The sequence below is a fragment of the Thalassobacillus sp. CUG 92003 genome (genome assembly GCF_013618635.1).
Lineage (GTDB): Bacteria > Bacillota > Bacilli > Bacillales > Halobacillaceae > CUG-92003.
The window spans coordinates 28693-46230 of the sequence record NZ_JABLSJ010000009.1; the positions used below are offsets into that span (position 1 = coordinate 28693).

The window sequence follows — 17538 nt, forward strand, 5'->3', positions numbered from 1 at the left end:
CTTCCCCCTATTTAATGTCAGTTAAAAAGCTTGTGCCATGTTTCGGCATGGTCACCTTGAAGTTATCCGCAACGGTGGCTCCGATATCTGCAAACGTTTTTCTCGGATCTAAGGCTTTTCCTTCGTCAATACCGCGATGGTAAGCAAGAAGTGGCACTAATTCGCGTGTGTGATCGGTTCCGTGGTGGATGGGGTCGTTTCCATGGTCTGCTGTAATCAAGAGCAAATCATCTTCAGTCAGTTTCTCAAGGACCTCAGGCAGCCTTGCATCATAAGCTTCTAACGCTTCCCCATAACCTTGCGGATCACGGCGATGGCCGAATTTCGCATCAAAATCAACAAGGTTCAAGAAATTCAGACCCGTGAATGACTCATCCATCGATTTCACTAATTTGTCCATTCCGTCATCATTATTGTCGGTGCGAATCGTTTCTGTTACCCCTTCGCCATCATAAATATCCGAAATCTTCCCTAGAGCGATAACATCATAGCCCTCATCTGCCAAATCATTCATTACCGTGCGTCCAAATGGTTTAAGCGCATAATCATGGCGATTGGATGTCCGCTCAAATGCACCGGGTTCTCCAACAAACGGACGTGCAATGACGCGTCCGACCATATATTTTTCGTCGCGTGTCAGCTCCCGCGCAATCTCGCAGATTTCATACTGTTCTTCAATCGGAACAATCTCCTCATGCGCTGCGATTTGCAATACACTATCCGCTGACGTATAAACGATCAATGCTCCCGTGTTCATATGTTCCTCGCCCAGCTCTTTAATGATTTCCGTGCCTGAAGCGGGCTTATTGCCAATAATATCGCGTCCTGTCTTTTCTTTTAAAATCCGTAACAACTCATCCGGAAAGCCATCAGGAAACGTACGGAACGGCTGTGGTATATGCAGACCCATAATTTCCCAATGCCCGGTCATGGTGTCCTTCCCGTTGGAAGCTTCCTGCATGGTTGTATAGTGTGCTTTAGGCTGTCCAACCTTTTGAACTCCAGGGAATTCACGGATATTGCCTAGCCCCAGGCCTTCCATATTGGGCATGGATAAGCCTTTCATATGTTCGGCAATATGACCCAGTGTATCGGCTCCTCGATCATTGAACTGTTCAGCGTCAGGTGCCTCACCGATTCCTACCGAATCCATTACAATCAAAAAAACACGTTTAAATGTTGTCATTGTCATCCCTCCATTAAAAATATTCCCAAAACATAAATAGATTAAGCGTTTTCCGTTAAGAGGTAGGATGTCAGACCTCTTAATACATAAAAAATGAAAGGGCCTACGCCCGCGGGTGAAACGAGCGATAGACATCTTTCAGTCTCGTTTTTGAAACATGCGTATAGATCTGCGTCGTCGAAATGTCCGCATGCCCTAACATTTCCTGGACCGCTCGCAAATCAGCCCCATTCTCCAGCAAATGTGTAGCAAAAGAATGGCGTAACGTGTGAGGGGTGATCTCTTTTGTAATCCCTTCATCGCGGGAAACCGCTTTCAGCACTTTCCAAAACCCTTGCCGCGATAACGGGTTGCCATGATGATTGACGAATAGTTCTTCCGTCGCTTTTTTCTTGACCAATGCTTGACGAGGTCCATCCAAATAGTGCTCGACAGCGGATTTAGCCATGTCACCAAGCGGAATAATACGTTCTTTAGAACCTTTTCCTAGACATCGCACAAATCCCATCGTCAAGTGAAGATCGCTTACCCGCAATGATACCAGTTCAGTGACACGAAGCCCCGTAGCATAAAGCATTTCCAACATCGCCTTATTACGTGACTCCAGCGCGTTACTCGGGTTGATATTCAACAACCTCTCCACTTCCTCTGAGGAAAGGATCTTAGGCAGTCGCCGTTCTTTTCGAGGCGTTTCAATATGTAAACTGGGATCTTGCTGGGCAATTTTTTCTCTGATGAGAAACTGGTGAAATAACCGAACCGATGAAAGCCAGCGGGCTACAGTGGCTGACGAACGTCCGAGGTCATTTAAATAATGGAGATATTGCATAATATGCGTTCTCGTAACGTCATCCCAATTCTCCAGGTCATACTGTTTGGAGAGGTACTCCTGGTACTGGTTCAAATCTCTGCGATACGATTGAATCGTATTGTCAGACAGGCCGCGTTCTACTATTAAGTAATGGTAGAAATCCTCCAACGCATGACGCATAGCTTACTCCCCCAGTTGAAAAAAGATTGACAGCCGTTCACTCAATGGCTGCTCATCAGATTGAAACACTTTGACGGCCGACCCTGCAGGGGGATCATACCGGTGCTGTTTCTCATATTCATCATGAACCATACGAATGGTCATATAGAAAAAAGACGTAAATACAGTAAATAGAATCAAGATTCTAATGATATCTTTGGCATTGCGCGTTAACTGATTCATGGCCTCGCTCCTTTAACCCTTATGTTAAAAGATATGCCAAAAATCAACGCATTTATACTTCCTAAATCCATTCTGTTTTAACGTACACGATATTAAAGAATTTGTAAATAAAAACTTAGCGTTGGTCATCACTCTTAGTTTAATAGAGGACAGCCTTTCACAAATCTTCTTTCAATTCTCACAAAAAAAGAGTGAATGTCATCGCTGCATCCACCCTTGAGCCCTAAGTATGGTATCAACTCTTCACTGTCTTTTCCTGACATACACGGCATACACCATGGAACGTCAGCCTGTGGTCCTTCACTTGAAAACCCCACTGATTCTCAACAAGCTTCTCGACGTCACCTAAGAGGTCTTCTTCAATTTCTTCAACTGCTCCACATTCCATGCACACGAGGTGATGGTGAAAATGTTCGGCTCCCTCTTTGCGAAGATCGTAGCGGGAGACTCCGTCGCCAAAATTAATTTTATCGACGATTTTCAATTCTGATAGTAATTCTAATGTACGATACACGGTAGCCAAACCAATCTCAGGCGCTTTGTCTTTCACGAGGAGGTAAACATCTTCTGCGCTTAAATGGTCGGCTTCATTCTCAAGTAACACACGCACCGTCGCTTCCCGCTGGGGAGTCAGTTTATAACTCTGTGAATGCAGCTGCTTTTTAATCCGTTCGATACGATGCTCCAATTTAGTCCCTCCCTCGCATTTCCATTTATATTATAAGCAGAGAGGGAAGGAGTGTCAAATTAAAATCATTATAATGTGTTATCTGTAACTATTCTAAAATGATAACAATTTTGTAAGGCATAATCTAGCAATTTATTTATAAATCCAACGTATAACAGCTTCCAGCGCATAATTAGAAATAAAAACTTCAATCAGCGATGCAATAATCAGCACGCCAAATAATCCTAAAAACGTAATGGTGTAGCGTCCAAAAATCGGAAGCAAAGGCTGGTGAACCCTACGAACAAACAATTGCCTGAATAAAGTCATCGAAAAAATTAAGGCCATCGACCCTGCCACTAGATAAATGGGGATGATCAATAGGTTTTGGGGCGCGATAGCAACGGATGATACGATAAATCCATACCACCCCATTTGGTTCACTAAGAATCCGACTGAAAACCCTACAACCAGACCTTTAATGAATAACAAAACGGTGATGACGGGCATGCCTATTACAGAAATGCCGAGAATGAACAGTAAGAGCATATATTTTAAATGGTAAAAGAAGGTATCTTTCCACAAGGTGGTGCTGTCGATCCCTTCAGTGTCCAATATTAATTGGAAAAATTGCTTCAAATAAAAAAATAAATCTTGCCGCTGGATGAAATTCATACTGTTGACGATGATAGCCCCAAAGATGATACCGATAAAAAACAATACAAAAATGAATATATAAATATTGACATGATGCGTAAGGTCATTTCGAACCAGACGTATCCCCCGGCGCATAAACATTCCACCCTTCCCTAGCATTGATCTATTACCACTCTATGAAAGGCATCATAAAAATAGACCAAGTCGGAAGAGCTTTCATTTATTCGCCTCACCTTATCTCAAACTACTTCATTTTGCTTGCAAAGCTTTTACGTACAGCAGAGCATATGCCGTTTTAGCATCATGGATCCGTTCAGAAGCTGAAAGTTCTTCGGCCTCTTCCAGGGTAATTTCCTTTAGTTCAACAAACTCGTCCTCATCAGAGTCGGGCCTTGTTTCAAGCTTCTTCAACTGATCCGTAAAGTATATATGTATCAATTCATCAGCGAAGCCTGGTGATGTGTAAAAAGAGGTCACTTTTTCCAAATGGTCTGTCGTATAGCCCGTCTCTTCTTCCAGCTCCCGAACCGCCGTTACTTCAGGCTCCTCTCCATCTTCCAGTTTACCCGCCGGAATTTCTACCAGACTTTTTTCCAACGGTTTGCGATATTGTTCCACGCAGACAAGCTTACCTTCAGGCTTCAAAGCAATGACGGCCACAGCTCCAGGGTGTTTGACCAATTCCCGTTTAGAAGTATTGCCATCGGGTAATTGTACACTGTCGACCTGCAGTTGCACGATTTTACCTTTGAAAATGTGCTGTGTATCTATCGTTTTTTCTTCAAATTTCTTCACTTCATTCACTTCCTTTGCTTCACTTTTACGCTTTATTTTAACATAGACTGGGAATAGTGAATATGTTAGCGAAAGGATGGGACAAATGAACAAACGCCAAATTGGTAATTCTAACTTATACGTGTCAGAAGTAAGTCTCGGGGCGATGTCTTTAGGAACTGATGAAAATCAGGCGCGTACAATTGTCGATCAAGCGCTAGCAGCTGGCATCAATTATATTGACACTGCTGACCTCTATGATTTTGGTGAGAATGAAAAAATCGTCGGGAAAGCGATTCAAGGTCGACGTGACGAACTCATTCTTGGTACAAAAGTCGGGAACAATTTTGATGCGGAGAATAAGGACTGGCATTGGGACGCTTCAAAATCTCATATTAAATCTGGTGTTAAAGACAGTCTTCAACGTCTCGGGGTTGATTACATCGATCTCTACCAATTGCACGGAGGTAAAATTGAAGATAACATCGATGAAGCCATTGAAGCGTTTGATGAACTTAAAAAAGATGGCTTGATCCGGGAATATGGCATTTCATCAATCCGGCCCAATGTTATCCGTGAATACGCCAAGCGGTCTGATATTGTAAGTGTGATGATGCAATATAATGCACTCGACCGCAGACCCGAAGAAGAAATGCTTGATTTTCTTGCCGAACATCACATTAGTGTGCTCGCGCGTGGACCATTGGCCAAAGGCATGTTGAGCAATCGCGCAGTCGAAAAAACCAAACAGAAAGCGACTAACGGCTTCCTTGACTACAGCTATGAAGAAATGATGACAATGATAGAAAAATGGGAGGCGTTTCAATCTCCCGAGCGTCCATTGAATGCATTAGCACTTCAATACGTCCTGCATCACCCCACGGTAGCCACAGCCGTATTCGGCGCAAGTTCTCCTGAACAATTAGTGGAGAATTTATCATTCTTAAATGCAGCACCTTTAACTGATGAGCTTTATAGCAGTATTCAAAATGTTACGAGACCCATTACCTATCATCAACACCGCTAAAGACCATTGGAGCGGCATGGCACCCGTTCCTATAAAAAGCGTGTAAACACGAAACAGCCTTAAAACGAAATGAACCACAAAATGCCGAACGATTTGAAATCTGTTCGGCATTTTGTTCTCATCAGTCTTATTTGAATGTCTCCCAATCCAACTCACTTTCTTCCAGCAATTGTTCAAAACTCTTGTTTGCTTCCTGTTTCTTTAGCTCTTGTCGCTTCCGTTCATATTCAGCCGCTTTTTTCTGTTCTTCCTGTTGCTTTAGATGAGATTTTTTTGATTGGAGCTGCGTCAGCATATCTTCGTTCAACCTGTCTTTCAGTCCGCCCTGTTCTTTATTATGATTGCGCTTTGTTGTCATGGTGTACCTCCTTTACAACCGTCTGTGGGGAAATGATAGGATTTAGAATCCCCTGTGGACTGGACAAACGGAACGCATTGTTTATAAAGTCCAACTTCATCTCCGGTTGAAAAAATACGGCTTCCTGTCGGTGCACGATTACGTCAAATAATGGATTATCTACAGGCTCATCCCACTCATCTGTCCTCCGTGTCCACCTTACGACAGGCACACCATTGACCCCGCAGCCGCACCCCTCTGAATCATAATCCAAGCGAAGCAGAGCATCTTCAGGCGGGGCCAACTGGCGTAAAGTCGCTTCGGCCCTTCCCGTAATATTCAATTTCATAGCCATCACCTCACGTTCATTGTTGGCTCTACACATTTCATTTATTTACATCTATTATACGATAATACGAGTCGGCTTGTCGTTTTGTATCCATTATTCAGCCCGCAATCCTCGTCAAATAATCCTCATAAACCTTAAGATCCTTCTCACTAAACAAGACAAAACATACCTGGTTCACATTTGGACAATTAGAGAGTGTTTCTAATACCTCAGGCACTGCCGTTCCGACTGCTTCCTCTAACGGATAACCGAACGCGCCCGTTGATAGAGAAGGAAAAGCTACATTTGAAATCGAATGATCATCCGCGATTTGGAGCGCTTTTTCATAACAGCTAGCCAGCAGCTCCGCCTCTGGTTTATCCTGACCGTATACGGGCCCGAGACAATGGATGACATAATTATTTGGGAGATCGAATGCTTCAGTCAGGACTGCTTCTCCCGGCGCTATTGGGGCAAACGGAGCACACGCATCAGCTAAGGCAGGTCCTGCCCCGCTGTGCAGCGCTCCAGCCACACCGCCACCGGGGAGCAGTTCTGCGTTCGCAGCATTCACCACAGCCTCCATATCTTGTTGAGCGGCTATATCCCCTTTGCGCGTTTCAATTTGCCCGCCGTCCACCTCTATAATCATGGTCATCACACCTTTCAAACGTAAATGTTTTGTTTCGTTTACCCGCTTCTCCCACTTTACTAACATAACAAAATTCAAGGTTATAAGAGATGGACTTTGAATCTCGCAGCACTAACATTAGCTATTTTTTGTAAAACTGAGGCGCCATTATCTTTTCCACAACGCCGGGCACAAGTTGATATAATGTACTGCCTGCATTCATCCACCTGGGAAGATTGATTTCCCTCTGTTTTGTAAATAAGTGCTGCACAATCTTTTGAGCCACGTGATTAGGTTCAAGCATCATGCTGGCCACTGTCGATTCATAGTGACCTGCAGGATCAGCCGTTTTGAAAAAGCGTGTTTTAACCGGGCCTAGATTGACCGCCGTCACAAACACACCGTGGGGTTCTGCTTCGAGCCGAAGGGCATTTGTAAACCCTAGGACGCCATGCTTAGTCGCTGAATATACAGCAGCCTTCGGGGTCGCCATTTTTCCAGCTTGAGAAGCGATGTTGATAATATGACCACGCCTGCGGGCAAGAAATTGCGGCAGCAGTTGATGTGTCGTGTGCATCAAGGACGCTAAATTGGTCGCTAACATGCGATCTATATCAGCCTGGGACATGTCAGAAAAATGCTGAAACAGCCCGGTCCCTGCGTTATTAATAACAGCATCGATTAATCCCACGTCTTCAAGGATATGAGCGATTGTATTGCGCCACGCTTCCATATCGGTGAGATCCGCTTTATACCAGGGGCAAGGAACGTCGTAACGGCGGGTTATGTGCTCAGAGATCACTTTAAGGCGATCCTCGGAACGTGCCGCTAAAATCGGGACGCCCCCTTGATGAGCAATATGAATGGCAAGGTACATACCAATGCCTCCAGAAGCTCCGGTAATCAGTATCTTTTTATTTGAAATGGATTCGTTCAGCATGTGTTTCACCTAATTTACATAATAATATTCTTGTTCATTAATGAGCGAGCTACTCACAAGATCTAGCGATTGTAAGTAATCCAGTTGCCCAATGGTTTCAGACATCGTCAGTCCAAATTGGCTATCAATGTGCTTAGGGAAGAGTTGTTCACACACTTCAAAAGCGGTCATGCTCCCTGCGAGCAACAGTTGCCTAACTTTCTCAGCTCGTTCCTCCTGCTTTTTTAAACGTGAATGAATTAAAGTATCCGAATACGTGAACGTGTTTCCGTGCCCTGGATAAATGGTCGTTAAATTATAGTCTTTCAGCTTTTTCAAGGAATGGCGGTAATCCAAGAGAGGTCGAGGCCGCTTATCTCCCGATTTAAGAGGGGGTTCCAATAAAGGATTAGGTGATATATGCTCAAGCAAGTGATCGCCAGCCAATAACTCACCACTCTCATTATGATAAAAAGATATATGGCTTTGTGCATGACCAGGTGTTTCAATCACGCGCCACTTTTCGTGTCCAGGCAGCGTGTCCCCTTCTCGTAAATAGTGAGTCATCTCACCTGGTGAACTATAGGCTAAAGGCTTCCTTAACCCTTTTAAGAATCGCTTATAACGATCCGGAACCCCTGACTGCTCATACAACGCTTCAAAAAAGCGCTCATATCTTTGAAAAAAGCCTTCATCTCGCGAAAGCCAGGGTTCTACACGCGGGTGCGCAGCCAATGTATGGGCGCGCGAAAATCGATCAATCAATCCCATATGATCGGGGTGGTGGTGCGTAAGGACAACATGTTCGATTTCCTCCGGAGTATAGCCTATTTCCTTCAGCTGTTCACAAAACACGCTCCATGCTTCCTCAGTTTCGACCCCTGCATCGATCAGTGTCAACGCATCGCCTTCAAGCAAATATATATGTACATCTCCAACTGCAAAAGGTGTTGGAACAGTAAGTTGATGAATCCTTTGTTTTACCATTGTCATGACGTGGCCCCCATATAAATGAATGATCATTCAGTTTTGCCTACCTTTATTGTAGCATGGTTCTTCAATAATTCCCATTCAAAAAAGCAGCATTACGTAGCAACGTAATACTGCTTCCATTTTATTCAACGTATTTCCTTAACGCTTGATTTCTCTCTTCTCGTTCTTCTTCTGATGCTTGATCATATTTTTTTAATAAATGAAAGATGTCATTCAGCTCACCTTGGGGAAGGATCTGTTTTAAATACATATGCAGTTTGACAGCTAAATCATCGGGCACATATTGCTCCTGGCTGATCAATTTTTTTGACACGTCATCTTGGGAATGGTCAATATTGCAGTTTGCCATACGTTTCGACCTCCACTTTCATTTATAGTGATCCACGGTTATTAATCTGTTACCCGCCATAAACGTGTGAAAAACTAACCCTTGGGATCCGTCTTAAAAAAGAAGTGAAGGAGATCGGTTAAAATATCAGGCAGCTGTGCAAATGAGTACGTTAATTCAACGCGTTCTGTCCATTGATGGGGGTCCTTACCCAACGGACCGACATTGATAATGGGAACATTTAACGTATCCATAACTTCAACGGGCAATTGATAACCTTTCCCTTGAATAGGCATTTGCTTGACAAGGTCATTCACTGAAGATCGCGAACTGGAGGGGCCAATAAAGCTCAAATCGGATAACCCCGTAAAATACTCGACCTTTGTTAAATCCAATCCATAGGTTTGCTTAGCATACGATGTTGCTTTGTTCACGGCTGCCTGTATAAAAGGATCGTGATCCGAAGAGACCGCAGGATAAAAAGGTGGACTATAGAATAATACAATCATCGGCGTCAAATCTTTACAAAGTGAAGCCAGGTTATAGATTAAGCGAGTGGAAAAATCACGGTCCCCTTCCTCACGTTTATGAATAAGTAAATTCAACCGGCGTTCCACCTCTGCTTTTCCGTACCGTTGAACGGCATTTTGGTAAAGCTCATCATACGTCAATACATTGACGTTCGGCTTGAAAGTGGAGGTCTGGTTTTTATTCAAGAAATGCTCCGCCTTATCAAAGTAATGCTCAATTGAACGACGCCCTGCCCTTTTTGCTGCTTGAAGCAGTTTGTCATTCAATTCTGAAATGCTCTGTTTCATATAGAGTACATTATACATGGCAACAGCCGCTTGAGGCGTTTGCACAGAGTATTCTTCTTTTAAGTCACGCTGCATGAGACTGACCGGAGGCGGCGTTTTTTCCGAATCAGATTCTTCAATGAATATTTCATTCAACTCAAGTTCCTGAGCCAGGTGGCTGACCATAAGGTTCGCATTCAATCCTGCAAACGGTTCACCCGCATGTGTTTCTTTTCCGTAACATAAAAATCCTGGTAATACTTTTCCGATTGAACCTGTATATAAATAGTAGGACGAATCGCCAGGATATCTGCTGAACATCGGTTCGCCATTGAGGACTGTCTTATAACTCAAGGATTCTTTCTCTTTAATGTGTTCCAAAACAGGAAGGGCAGCCAGCATCCCTTCAGAGTTCACTTCTTCATCAGGTACAGCTAAAAGCAATATGTTGCCATCAAACGTTCCATCCATCGCTTTTTCTAAAAGCGATAAATGTACCGTTAGGCCAGCTTTCATGTCCATCGTCCCTCTGCCGAATAACCAATCGCCTGAAGCGAGATCTTCGGCAGCCCCTTGAGGAAGACCATTTATGTTTTTATGTAACTCTTTTGTCAGTTCACGCGGCCTAAATGCAATGTTCTCATAAGAAGCGTAATCCCCGACGCCCACAACATCAACGTGGGAAATAAGAATCACTGTTTCCGCAGCGTCAGACTGTTTCACCAAAGCACTAATGAACTGCCGCCCATCCTTAAGTGGGTGAAGCTGAAGATGGTGGGGATTTGACTGGAAGTATGATGTTGTACCTAACAAATACTGTAAATATTCAACCACAGCGATTTCTTCATCGCTGCCTGTAATACTTGGGTGTTCCACGATCGAACAAAGCAAATCGACTAATTGTTGCTTAGACTGCCATCTAGCCATTTTATCGCTCCTTTTTTATATTGACTTTTCTTGTAAAATGGAACACAATCAAAGCAATCTTAACAAACAATGAGGTGAAGAGCTTGGTTAAAACGCTGATTTATGCCCATCGAGGAGCAAGTAAGTTGGCTCCAGAAAATACAATGCCAGCCTTTGAACTCGCCTACAATGCTGGGGCTGATGGAATTGAAACGGATGTTCAATTGACAAAGGACCAGGTGCCGGTATTGCTCCATGACGAAAATCTTCGTCGTACCACCAACGGAACAGGATTTGTTCAAGACTATACATATAAAGAATTAAAAAAACTTGATGCCGGCAGTTGGTTCGCTTCAAAATTTTCAGATACCTCCATTGTAACACTAGAAGCCTTCTTACGCTGGTTTCAAACGAAATCGATGAAACTGAACCTTGAACTGAAAAACAACGTTATTGACTATAAAGATCTTGAAAAACATGTCTACGATCTACTCGTAAGCTACGGCCAGCTTAGCAATACTGTTATCTCATCCTTTAATTCAGAAAGCATCACCCGGTTCAAGCGCATCGATTCCTCCATCCAGCTGGCGTTCTTAACGTCACAAAAAACACGAAACCTCCCCGCCTACGCTGAAAAAATCGGAGCCAATAATCTGCATATTAAGTACAGATTGTTGAATAAACGACTGGTGAAGCAGTGTCACCGCAGGGATATGCCGATTCGAATCTACACAGTGAACCGACCGATCCAAATGAGGAAGTGTATGCGCACTGCCTGCGATGGCATTTTTACGGATGTGCCTCACCTTGCACTCGAGTATAGGGATGTGGTCCCTTCTGATTAAACGTATCAATCGTTGAACATTCATGGGAGTTGGCCTAACCTGCCACTCTCTTTTTTTGTTCTGTTACTGTTATGTATTTTGGTTGGTTGATCATATGTTGGTAAGATTATCGACTACTCATTTCGGGATTTATAGGCGGAGATACTATTCGCCCATGTCAGAGGGGAAACCGCCCAAAGCATGCAGATAATCGCCCAAGTCGAAGCAAATCGCCCAAACCAGAGGAAGAATCGCCCATGCAGCACCTCGAATCGCCCAAATCAGAGGGAGAATCGCCCATACTGCGCCTCGAATCGCCCATGTGAGAGATTCTTCTTTTCCACTTTATATACAGTTCAAACTCACGATCGATTTTTTCTTACGTGTCATCAGTATATAGGTAGGGTAAAATAGGGTACAGGAGGTGTATGTGATGGAGTTATATTTTTTAGGGACAGGTTCAGGCGTGCCTTCTAAAGAACGAAACGTATCATCTTTAGCGCTTAACATGCTGCAAGAACGGCAGGCCACATGGTTGTTTGATTGCGGCGAGGCCACTCAGCATCAGATTTTACAAACGAATATCCGCCCCCGTCGAATAGACACTATATTTATTACGCACTTACATGGCGATCATATTTATGGTTTGCCAGGGTTCTTAAGCAGCCGGTCTTTCCAAGGGGGCGATACGCCACTGACAATTTACGGCCCGAGAGGCTTAAAGGAATATATCGATATCAGCTTGAGCATCAGTGGTACGCGGCTGAAATACCCTGTATTTGTTGAAGAAGTCGAAGATGGCATTTTGTTCGAGGATGACGGCATCATTGTAAGTGCCATCCAACTTGATCACGGCATGAACAGTTTTGGATATATTATCCAGGAAAAAGATAAAATCGGCGAATTATTGACAGACAAGCTTAAAGAGAAGGGGATCAAACCCGGCCCTCTTTATCACCAGATCAAGCAGCAACCAGAAACGCTTCTTCCGGACGGCGAACGCATAAACCGGGAAGATTATGTCGGTCCGAATAAGCCGGGACGGAAAGTGGCCATATTAGGAGACACCCGATACATACCAGAACTTGTAGAGCGTGTAAAATGTGCCGATGTGCTCGTTCATGAAGCAACATTCGCGGGAGACCAGGCAGCCATGGCTCATGATTACTTTCACTCCACCACCGTGCAGGCAGCAGAGCTCGCGTATCAGGCTCAGGTCGGTTGTCTGCTCCTCAATCATATTTCCTCACGCTATCAAGGTGAGCAGCACGAACAGCTTGAAGCTGAAGCCAAAGAGATATTTCAAAACAGCACGATCGTCTATGACTTTTTCAAATACGAAATTTTACCGCATTGAGGAGGAAGGAAAAGATGATTCAGACGCTTGTTGAAAGACAGAAGCATTATTTTAACAGTGGTGAAACAAAACCTTACGCTTTCCGGAAAAGCCAACTGCTTCAATTACAAAAAATGCTCAAAACATTTGAAGCCCCCATTCTTAAAGCTTTAAAGTTTGATTTGAATAAATCAGAATTTGAGGCTTATAGTTCCGAAATTCTGTTCTTACAAAATGAAATCAATGAACACCTCAATCATTTAAAACAGTGGATGGCGCCAACTAAAGTGAAAAATCCGCTCACCCATACTGGAACAAAAAGCTATATCCTAAAAGAACCTTATGGGGCGACGCTCGTAATCGCTCCTTGGAACTATCCTGTCCATTTAGCCATTGCCCCCGTGATCGGAGCCTTGGCCGCCGGTAATACTGTCATCCTTAAACCCTCTGAATTAACACCGACCGTGTCCTGGGTACTCAAGCGAATGGTGGAAACGTATTTTCCACCTGAATACTTCACTGTGGTAGAAGGTGAAAAAGAAACAACCCAACAGTTAATCGATCAAAATATGGACTATATTTTCTTTACAGGAAGTACTTCTGTCGGGCGACAAATCATGAGCCAGGCGAGCAACTACCTCACACCTGTCACGTTGGAACTTGGCGGGAAAAGTCCGGCCATCGTTGATTCTGATGCCAATCTTAAGTTAGCCGCCAAACGAATCACCTGGGGCAAATTCACCAATGCCGGGCAAACATGTATAGCGCCTGATTACGTTTATGTCCATGAAGATGTGAAACAACGCTTCCTTACATTGCTCTCTTCTTACATCGAATCCTTCTATGGGCACTTCCCTTTGCAAAATCCTGATTATACCCGAATAGTGAACAAGCAGCATTTTGACCGGTTGACCGAGTACTTACATGAAGGGACCCTTATCCATGGCGGTCAGATAGACGAAATCAACACCACTATCGAACCAACAGTCCTCGATGATATTACCTGGGACGCTGCTATTATGAAAGATGAAATATTCGGTCCGATTTTACCGATCATGACGTTTGAACATATGGATGAGGTCATGGCGGATATGGACCGTCAGCATAAACCCCTCGCACTTTATTATTTTGGTGAAGATGAAACCGAGCAGCGCCGCGTAACGGAAGGGCTGTCATTCGGAGGCGGTTGTATCAATGACACGCTTTATCATGTTGCCCATCCTCGTCTGCCGTTTGGCGGTGTCGGTAATAGCGGGATGGGTGCTTATCACGGAAAAGCAAGTTTTGATACATTCACCCATGCCAAAAGCATTACCAAACAAACGACAGCATTTGATCAGTCGTTTCGTTATCCAGGTAGTAAATTCGGTCTTGCTCTAATGAAAAAATGGCTGGATTAATGAGCATACATAAATAACCCGGTAACCTTTTAAAAAGGCTTACCGGGTTATTTACCTTCAATCCTGTCGGGAATTCAAAGCTTCCTGCAGTGAAACCTGGTTTAACTTACGCTTTGAGAACGCAAGCGAACACCCATACGTTATAAGGATCATTACGCCCCCTCCTCCTGCCATCCACCATGTAATCTGAGTTGGCAAAAGGAATCCTGTCTCTTCAACAAGCAGCTTCATTATTTGATTGACTATCCATCCTGCAACCGGAAGGGATAAACAGTAGCCAATAATGACTATAGGTGTATACACATGCAAGACCAAACGTGCAATTTCCTGATTGTGAAAGCCCATTACTTTAAAGAGCGAAATCGACGCGGAATGTTCTTCAACAATCAGATTTGTCAAAAGGCTCAACACAATGACGCCGATGAAAACGGCAAATGCCGCAACACCGATTGTCGCGTAGCGCGTTGGTCCGGACGCCGACTCAAAGCCTGCTATGATCTCTTCGCTGCTTTTCACTTGATAGACCGCTTCATCATCACGCGGTTGAGTATCCTGCCAAGCGGCTGTATAACCATCGGACGGGTAGCCTAAAAATTCATTAACACTGTTGCGATTATAATAAATATGCTCGCCAATAAAAATGTCAGCTACCCCGATGACGTTTGCTGTCAGTTTTTCGTTATTCTGCGCATTCGTTAAAGTCAACTCATCTCCTTCATCTGACCCCAGCATAGCCGCCAACGGGGCGCTGATGATAAAACCATTGCCGACCTGATTCCCCTGTGGCAGCAAATGAAGGTAAGGTGTTTCGGCTTCTATCCCATATAAGTCAGGTTCTATATCCTCGACTGCGCGATCATTAACACGGGTCACGGATGCTTCAGCTAAGGTATACGGGCTTTGGGAATGGCTCGTTGAATCGTTTTGTAAACCACGGTAATGTACAGCATAGTCATACGTTTGAGTTTTCTTATACGTCCGATCAACCAAGGAATCCATCGCATTGGATGTCATCAATCCAAACAGCAATAAAATGCTAGAAAACATAACGCCAAGTATAATAAAGCCGCTTCTGCCTTTGCTTCTGACTAGCAGCCTGAGGCGGAATCTGCGCCTGAAACTACCATGTTTAAAAAATGGAAGCGCCTCGAGCCATGACGTTTTAGCAGTGCTTATTTCAGCTGGGCGCAGCAAATCCAACGGTTGTTCTCGTAATGGTTTCCATATGATGATAGCAGAGGCTCCAATCATTAACCCTAACGGCACAATAAACCCTAAAATGACAACGAGAGGATCCCAATCAAAACTCGAAATGCGGGGAAGATTAAAAAATTCACCATACATATTCGTTATCGGTATCGAAAGCGAGGCCCCGACACCTAAGCCTAACCCAGCTCCCGATAGCCCCACGAACCACGCGTAACCTAAATAATGACGAAATAGCTCCCCGCGGCGAAAACCTAATGCCATGAGTGTGCCAATTTCTGTACGCTGCATCTGAATTCGTCGTTTCATCAGCATGAGTACCATAATAATGGAAAGAACCAAAATAAACAGAGGGAGCGCAGTCATGGTGGATTGAGCCCCTTTAATCTCTGACTCCACATATTGAATGCGGGGATTATCGGCTTGCTCTAAAAATTTTAAAATCGCAGATACCGCATTGACGTCACTCTTGAATGAAGCTAAATCCCTCGTACCTGGGTAATGACCTAATACCTGTTGAGATGCATCCCCCCCTGTATGCTGGAATGTAGCATCAGGGGTCACGGCGATACCAAAGGATCCGGTTTGACTGATTAAATCCGTTTCCTGCTCTAACATATACACATAATCTGGTAAATAAACCGTCCCGGATATCGTATAGGTATGGCCCTCTATCGTTAGAGAATCACCGAGTTCGAATCCATTTTGATCAGCAAACCCTGATGATATGGCAATCTCCCCTGCCGATTCTGGCGCGGAGCCTTTTGAAAAATAAGGCTGATTGATTGTATCAGTTACTGAAAACAACCGGAGCGTTTTGTCGCCATCTACATTCAAATCGTGATAACGTCGCGATTCTAACTCCAAATCATAACGTTTCTCCCATTCCCGCAACTGATCTGCAGATAGGGTATCTGCTGTTTGGAAGTGAAAGGATTCTTGATTATACGCTTCTTTGAATTGTTCATTTCGTTCCTCTAATGTTGTTATAGCCATCGATAAAGCAACATACAGCATCACCGAAAGAAACAATAAACAGATCGCACCGCCAAATTGGAATTTTCTCGCCTTAATATTTCGATACATGGCTTTTCTTAGCTTCATGTCCATGACACCCTCTTTGGATCAAGAGGCTCGGCATGTTCTAACGTTTCAATGATTTCTCCGCTTTTCATTTTCAGCACCTTGTGAGCCATATCGCCAATTCCGATATTATGAGTGATAATCATGACCGTCGTTTTGTGCTGTTCATTGACGTATTTCAACAATGCCAAAATCTGCTTGCCTGTTGCTTCATCTAACGCGCCGGTGGGCTCATCACATAACAGGAAAGCAGGGTTCTTAATAACAGCTCTCGCGATCGCCGTTCTTTGTTGTTCCCCACCGCTTAACTGGTAAGGAAACTTATCTTGTTTATCAAGCATCCCCACCTTTTCAAGAATGTCGTCCATCGCAAGCGGATGATCGCTTAACTCTCGCCCCACTTCAACGTTTTCTTTTACGGTCAACGTAGGAATAAGATTGTACTGTTGAAAAATGAATCCAGCGAAACGTCTACGAAAATCTGTCAGCTGACGCGTATTCAAAACGTCCAGGTGGTGTTTGTTAATCTCGATTCTCCCTGTATCCGGCTGATCAATCCCACCCGCGACGTTCATCAATGTGGACTTCCCCGATCCGGAGGGACCAAGAATAACCACAATGCTTTCATCCGGAATGTGGAAACTGACATCTTTAAGAGCATGTACAGGAACTTCCCCGCTCATATAGGATTTATTTACGTCCGTAAACTGAATCGGCATCTATCCCCACTCCCCATTTAATTTTGAAATATAACCAAATAAATATTTCATTACATATTGTATTTTACTACGTTTACCATGTAACTACAATATTATTTGAAATTATAATGATATTATATTTCATTATTTTGTTAGTGAGCATACATTATCAGCGAATGGACGATATTAAAAGGAATTTAAATCCACATATAGAAATATATTATAAAC

Annotated in this window: 19 protein-coding genes; 4 read left to right on the forward strand and 15 right to left on the reverse strand. The window is 43.8% G+C overall.

What is annotated here, in order from left to right; translation table 11 throughout:
• Positions 1–7: 7 nt before the first annotated feature.
• From deoB to HOP45_RS13960, 6 genes are all read right to left on the reverse strand, one after another.
• The gene (deoB, locus tag HOP45_RS13935) at positions 8–1186 is read right to left on the reverse strand and encodes a phosphopentomutase (protein ID WP_181350005.1); all 1179 of its coding nucleotides are present in this window, start codon (positions 1184–1186) and stop codon (positions 8–10) included.
• A gap of 103 nt (positions 1187–1289) precedes the next feature.
• On the reverse strand, positions 1290–2177 hold the full coding sequence (gene xerD / locus HOP45_RS13940; protein ID WP_181350006.1) for a site-specific tyrosine recombinase XerD: 888 nt from the start codon (positions 2175–2177) through the stop codon (positions 1290–1292).
• Between the two features lie 3 nt (positions 2178–2180).
• On the reverse strand, positions 2181–2399 hold the full coding sequence (locus HOP45_RS13945) for a DUF4227 family protein (protein ID WP_181350007.1): 219 nt from the start codon (positions 2397–2399) through the stop codon (positions 2181–2183).
• Between the two features lie 235 nt (positions 2400–2634).
• On the reverse strand, positions 2635–3087 hold the full coding sequence (gene fur, locus HOP45_RS13950; RefSeq protein ID WP_181350008.1) for a ferric iron uptake transcriptional regulator: 453 nt from the start codon (positions 3085–3087) through the stop codon (positions 2635–2637).
• 132 nt (positions 3088–3219) lie between these two features.
• Positions 3220–3858, reverse strand: coding sequence for a stage II sporulation protein M (gene spoIIM / locus HOP45_RS13955; RefSeq protein ID WP_181350009.1), 639 nt, complete (start codon positions 3856–3858; stop codon positions 3220–3222).
• A 114-nt stretch (positions 3859–3972) separates the two neighbouring features.
• Positions 3973–4518: an NUDIX hydrolase gene (locus HOP45_RS13960; RefSeq protein WP_181350010.1), complete on the reverse strand. Its 546-nt coding sequence runs from the start codon at positions 4516–4518 to the stop codon at positions 3973–3975.
• An 85-nt stretch (positions 4519–4603) separates the two neighbouring features.
• Between HOP45_RS13960 and HOP45_RS13965 the strand changes: the two genes are divergently transcribed.
• Positions 4604–5524, forward strand: a complete 921-nt coding sequence (locus tag HOP45_RS13965; RefSeq protein WP_181350011.1) for an aldo/keto reductase — start codon at positions 4604–4606, stop codon at positions 5522–5524.
• 127 nt (positions 5525–5651) lie between these two features.
• Here HOP45_RS13965 and HOP45_RS13970 read toward each other — a convergent pair whose 3' ends face one another.
• The 7 genes from HOP45_RS13970 to HOP45_RS14000 form a co-directional block, all read right to left on the reverse strand.
• Positions 5652–5882, reverse strand: coding sequence for a YqkE family protein (locus HOP45_RS13970; protein ID WP_181350012.1), 231 nt, complete (start codon positions 5880–5882; stop codon positions 5652–5654).
• Entirely contained in the window at positions 5860–6210 is a 351-nt protein-coding gene (locus HOP45_RS13975) for an iron-sulfur cluster biosynthesis family protein (RefSeq protein ID WP_181350013.1), read from the reverse strand. The genes HOP45_RS13970 and HOP45_RS13975 overlap by 23 nt, the downstream gene beginning before the upstream one ends.
• Positions 6211–6307: 97 nt before the next feature.
• Positions 6308–6841: a macro domain-containing protein gene (locus tag HOP45_RS13980; protein WP_181350014.1), complete on the reverse strand. Its 534-nt coding sequence runs from the start codon at positions 6839–6841 to the stop codon at positions 6308–6310.
• Between the two features lie 121 nt (positions 6842–6962).
• On the reverse strand, positions 6963–7760 hold the full coding sequence (locus HOP45_RS13985; RefSeq protein WP_255437662.1) for an SDR family NAD(P)-dependent oxidoreductase: 798 nt from the start codon (positions 7758–7760) through the stop codon (positions 6963–6965).
• A gap of 9 nt (positions 7761–7769) precedes the next feature.
• Positions 7770–8732: an MBL fold metallo-hydrolase gene (locus HOP45_RS13990; RefSeq protein ID WP_181350015.1), complete on the reverse strand. Its 963-nt coding sequence runs from the start codon at positions 8730–8732 to the stop codon at positions 7770–7772.
• Positions 8733–8853: 121 nt separating this feature from the next.
• Positions 8854–9081, reverse strand: coding sequence for a group-specific protein (locus HOP45_RS13995; protein WP_181350016.1), 228 nt, complete (start codon positions 9079–9081; stop codon positions 8854–8856).
• A gap of 74 nt (positions 9082–9155) precedes the next feature.
• A complete protein-coding gene (locus tag HOP45_RS14000) occupies positions 9156–10784 on the reverse strand; it encodes a M20/M25/M40 family metallo-hydrolase (protein ID WP_181350017.1) in 1629 nt (542 codons plus the stop codon).
• An 83-nt stretch (positions 10785–10867) separates the two neighbouring features.
• Here HOP45_RS14000 and HOP45_RS14005 point away from each other — a divergent pair, with 83 nt between their 5' ends.
• The 3 genes from HOP45_RS14005 (at position 10868) to HOP45_RS14015 (ending at position 14323) form a co-directional block, all read left to right on the forward strand.
• A complete protein-coding gene (locus HOP45_RS14005; protein WP_181350018.1) occupies positions 10868–11608 on the forward strand; it encodes a glycerophosphodiester phosphodiesterase in 741 nt (246 codons plus the stop codon).
• Between the two features lie 412 nt (positions 11609–12020).
• The gene (gene rnz, locus HOP45_RS14010) at positions 12021–12944 is read left to right on the forward strand and encodes a ribonuclease Z (RefSeq protein ID WP_181350019.1); all 924 of its coding nucleotides are present in this window, start codon (positions 12021–12023) and stop codon (positions 12942–12944) included.
• A 14-nt stretch (positions 12945–12958) separates the two neighbouring features.
• Positions 12959–14323 carry an aldehyde dehydrogenase gene (locus HOP45_RS14015; protein WP_181350020.1) on the forward strand — a complete coding sequence of 455 codons (1365 nt, stop codon included), beginning with the start codon at positions 12959–12961 and terminating at the stop codon, positions 14321–14323.
• Positions 14324–14380: 57 nt separating this feature from the next.
• Here the strand turns inward: HOP45_RS14015 and HOP45_RS14020 are convergent, their stop codons facing one another.
• Together HOP45_RS14020 and HOP45_RS14025 are read right to left on the reverse strand one after the other, a co-directional pair.
• Complete coding sequence (locus tag HOP45_RS14020) at positions 14381–16633, reverse strand: ABC transporter permease (RefSeq protein ID WP_181350021.1); 2253 nt, start codon at positions 16631–16633, stop codon at positions 14381–14383.
• Complete coding sequence (locus HOP45_RS14025) at positions 16630–17331, reverse strand: ABC transporter ATP-binding protein (protein ID WP_181350022.1); 702 nt, start codon at positions 17329–17331, stop codon at positions 16630–16632. The genes HOP45_RS14020 and HOP45_RS14025 overlap by 4 nt, the downstream gene beginning before the upstream one ends.
• Between the last annotated feature and the right edge of the window lie 207 nt (positions 17332–17538).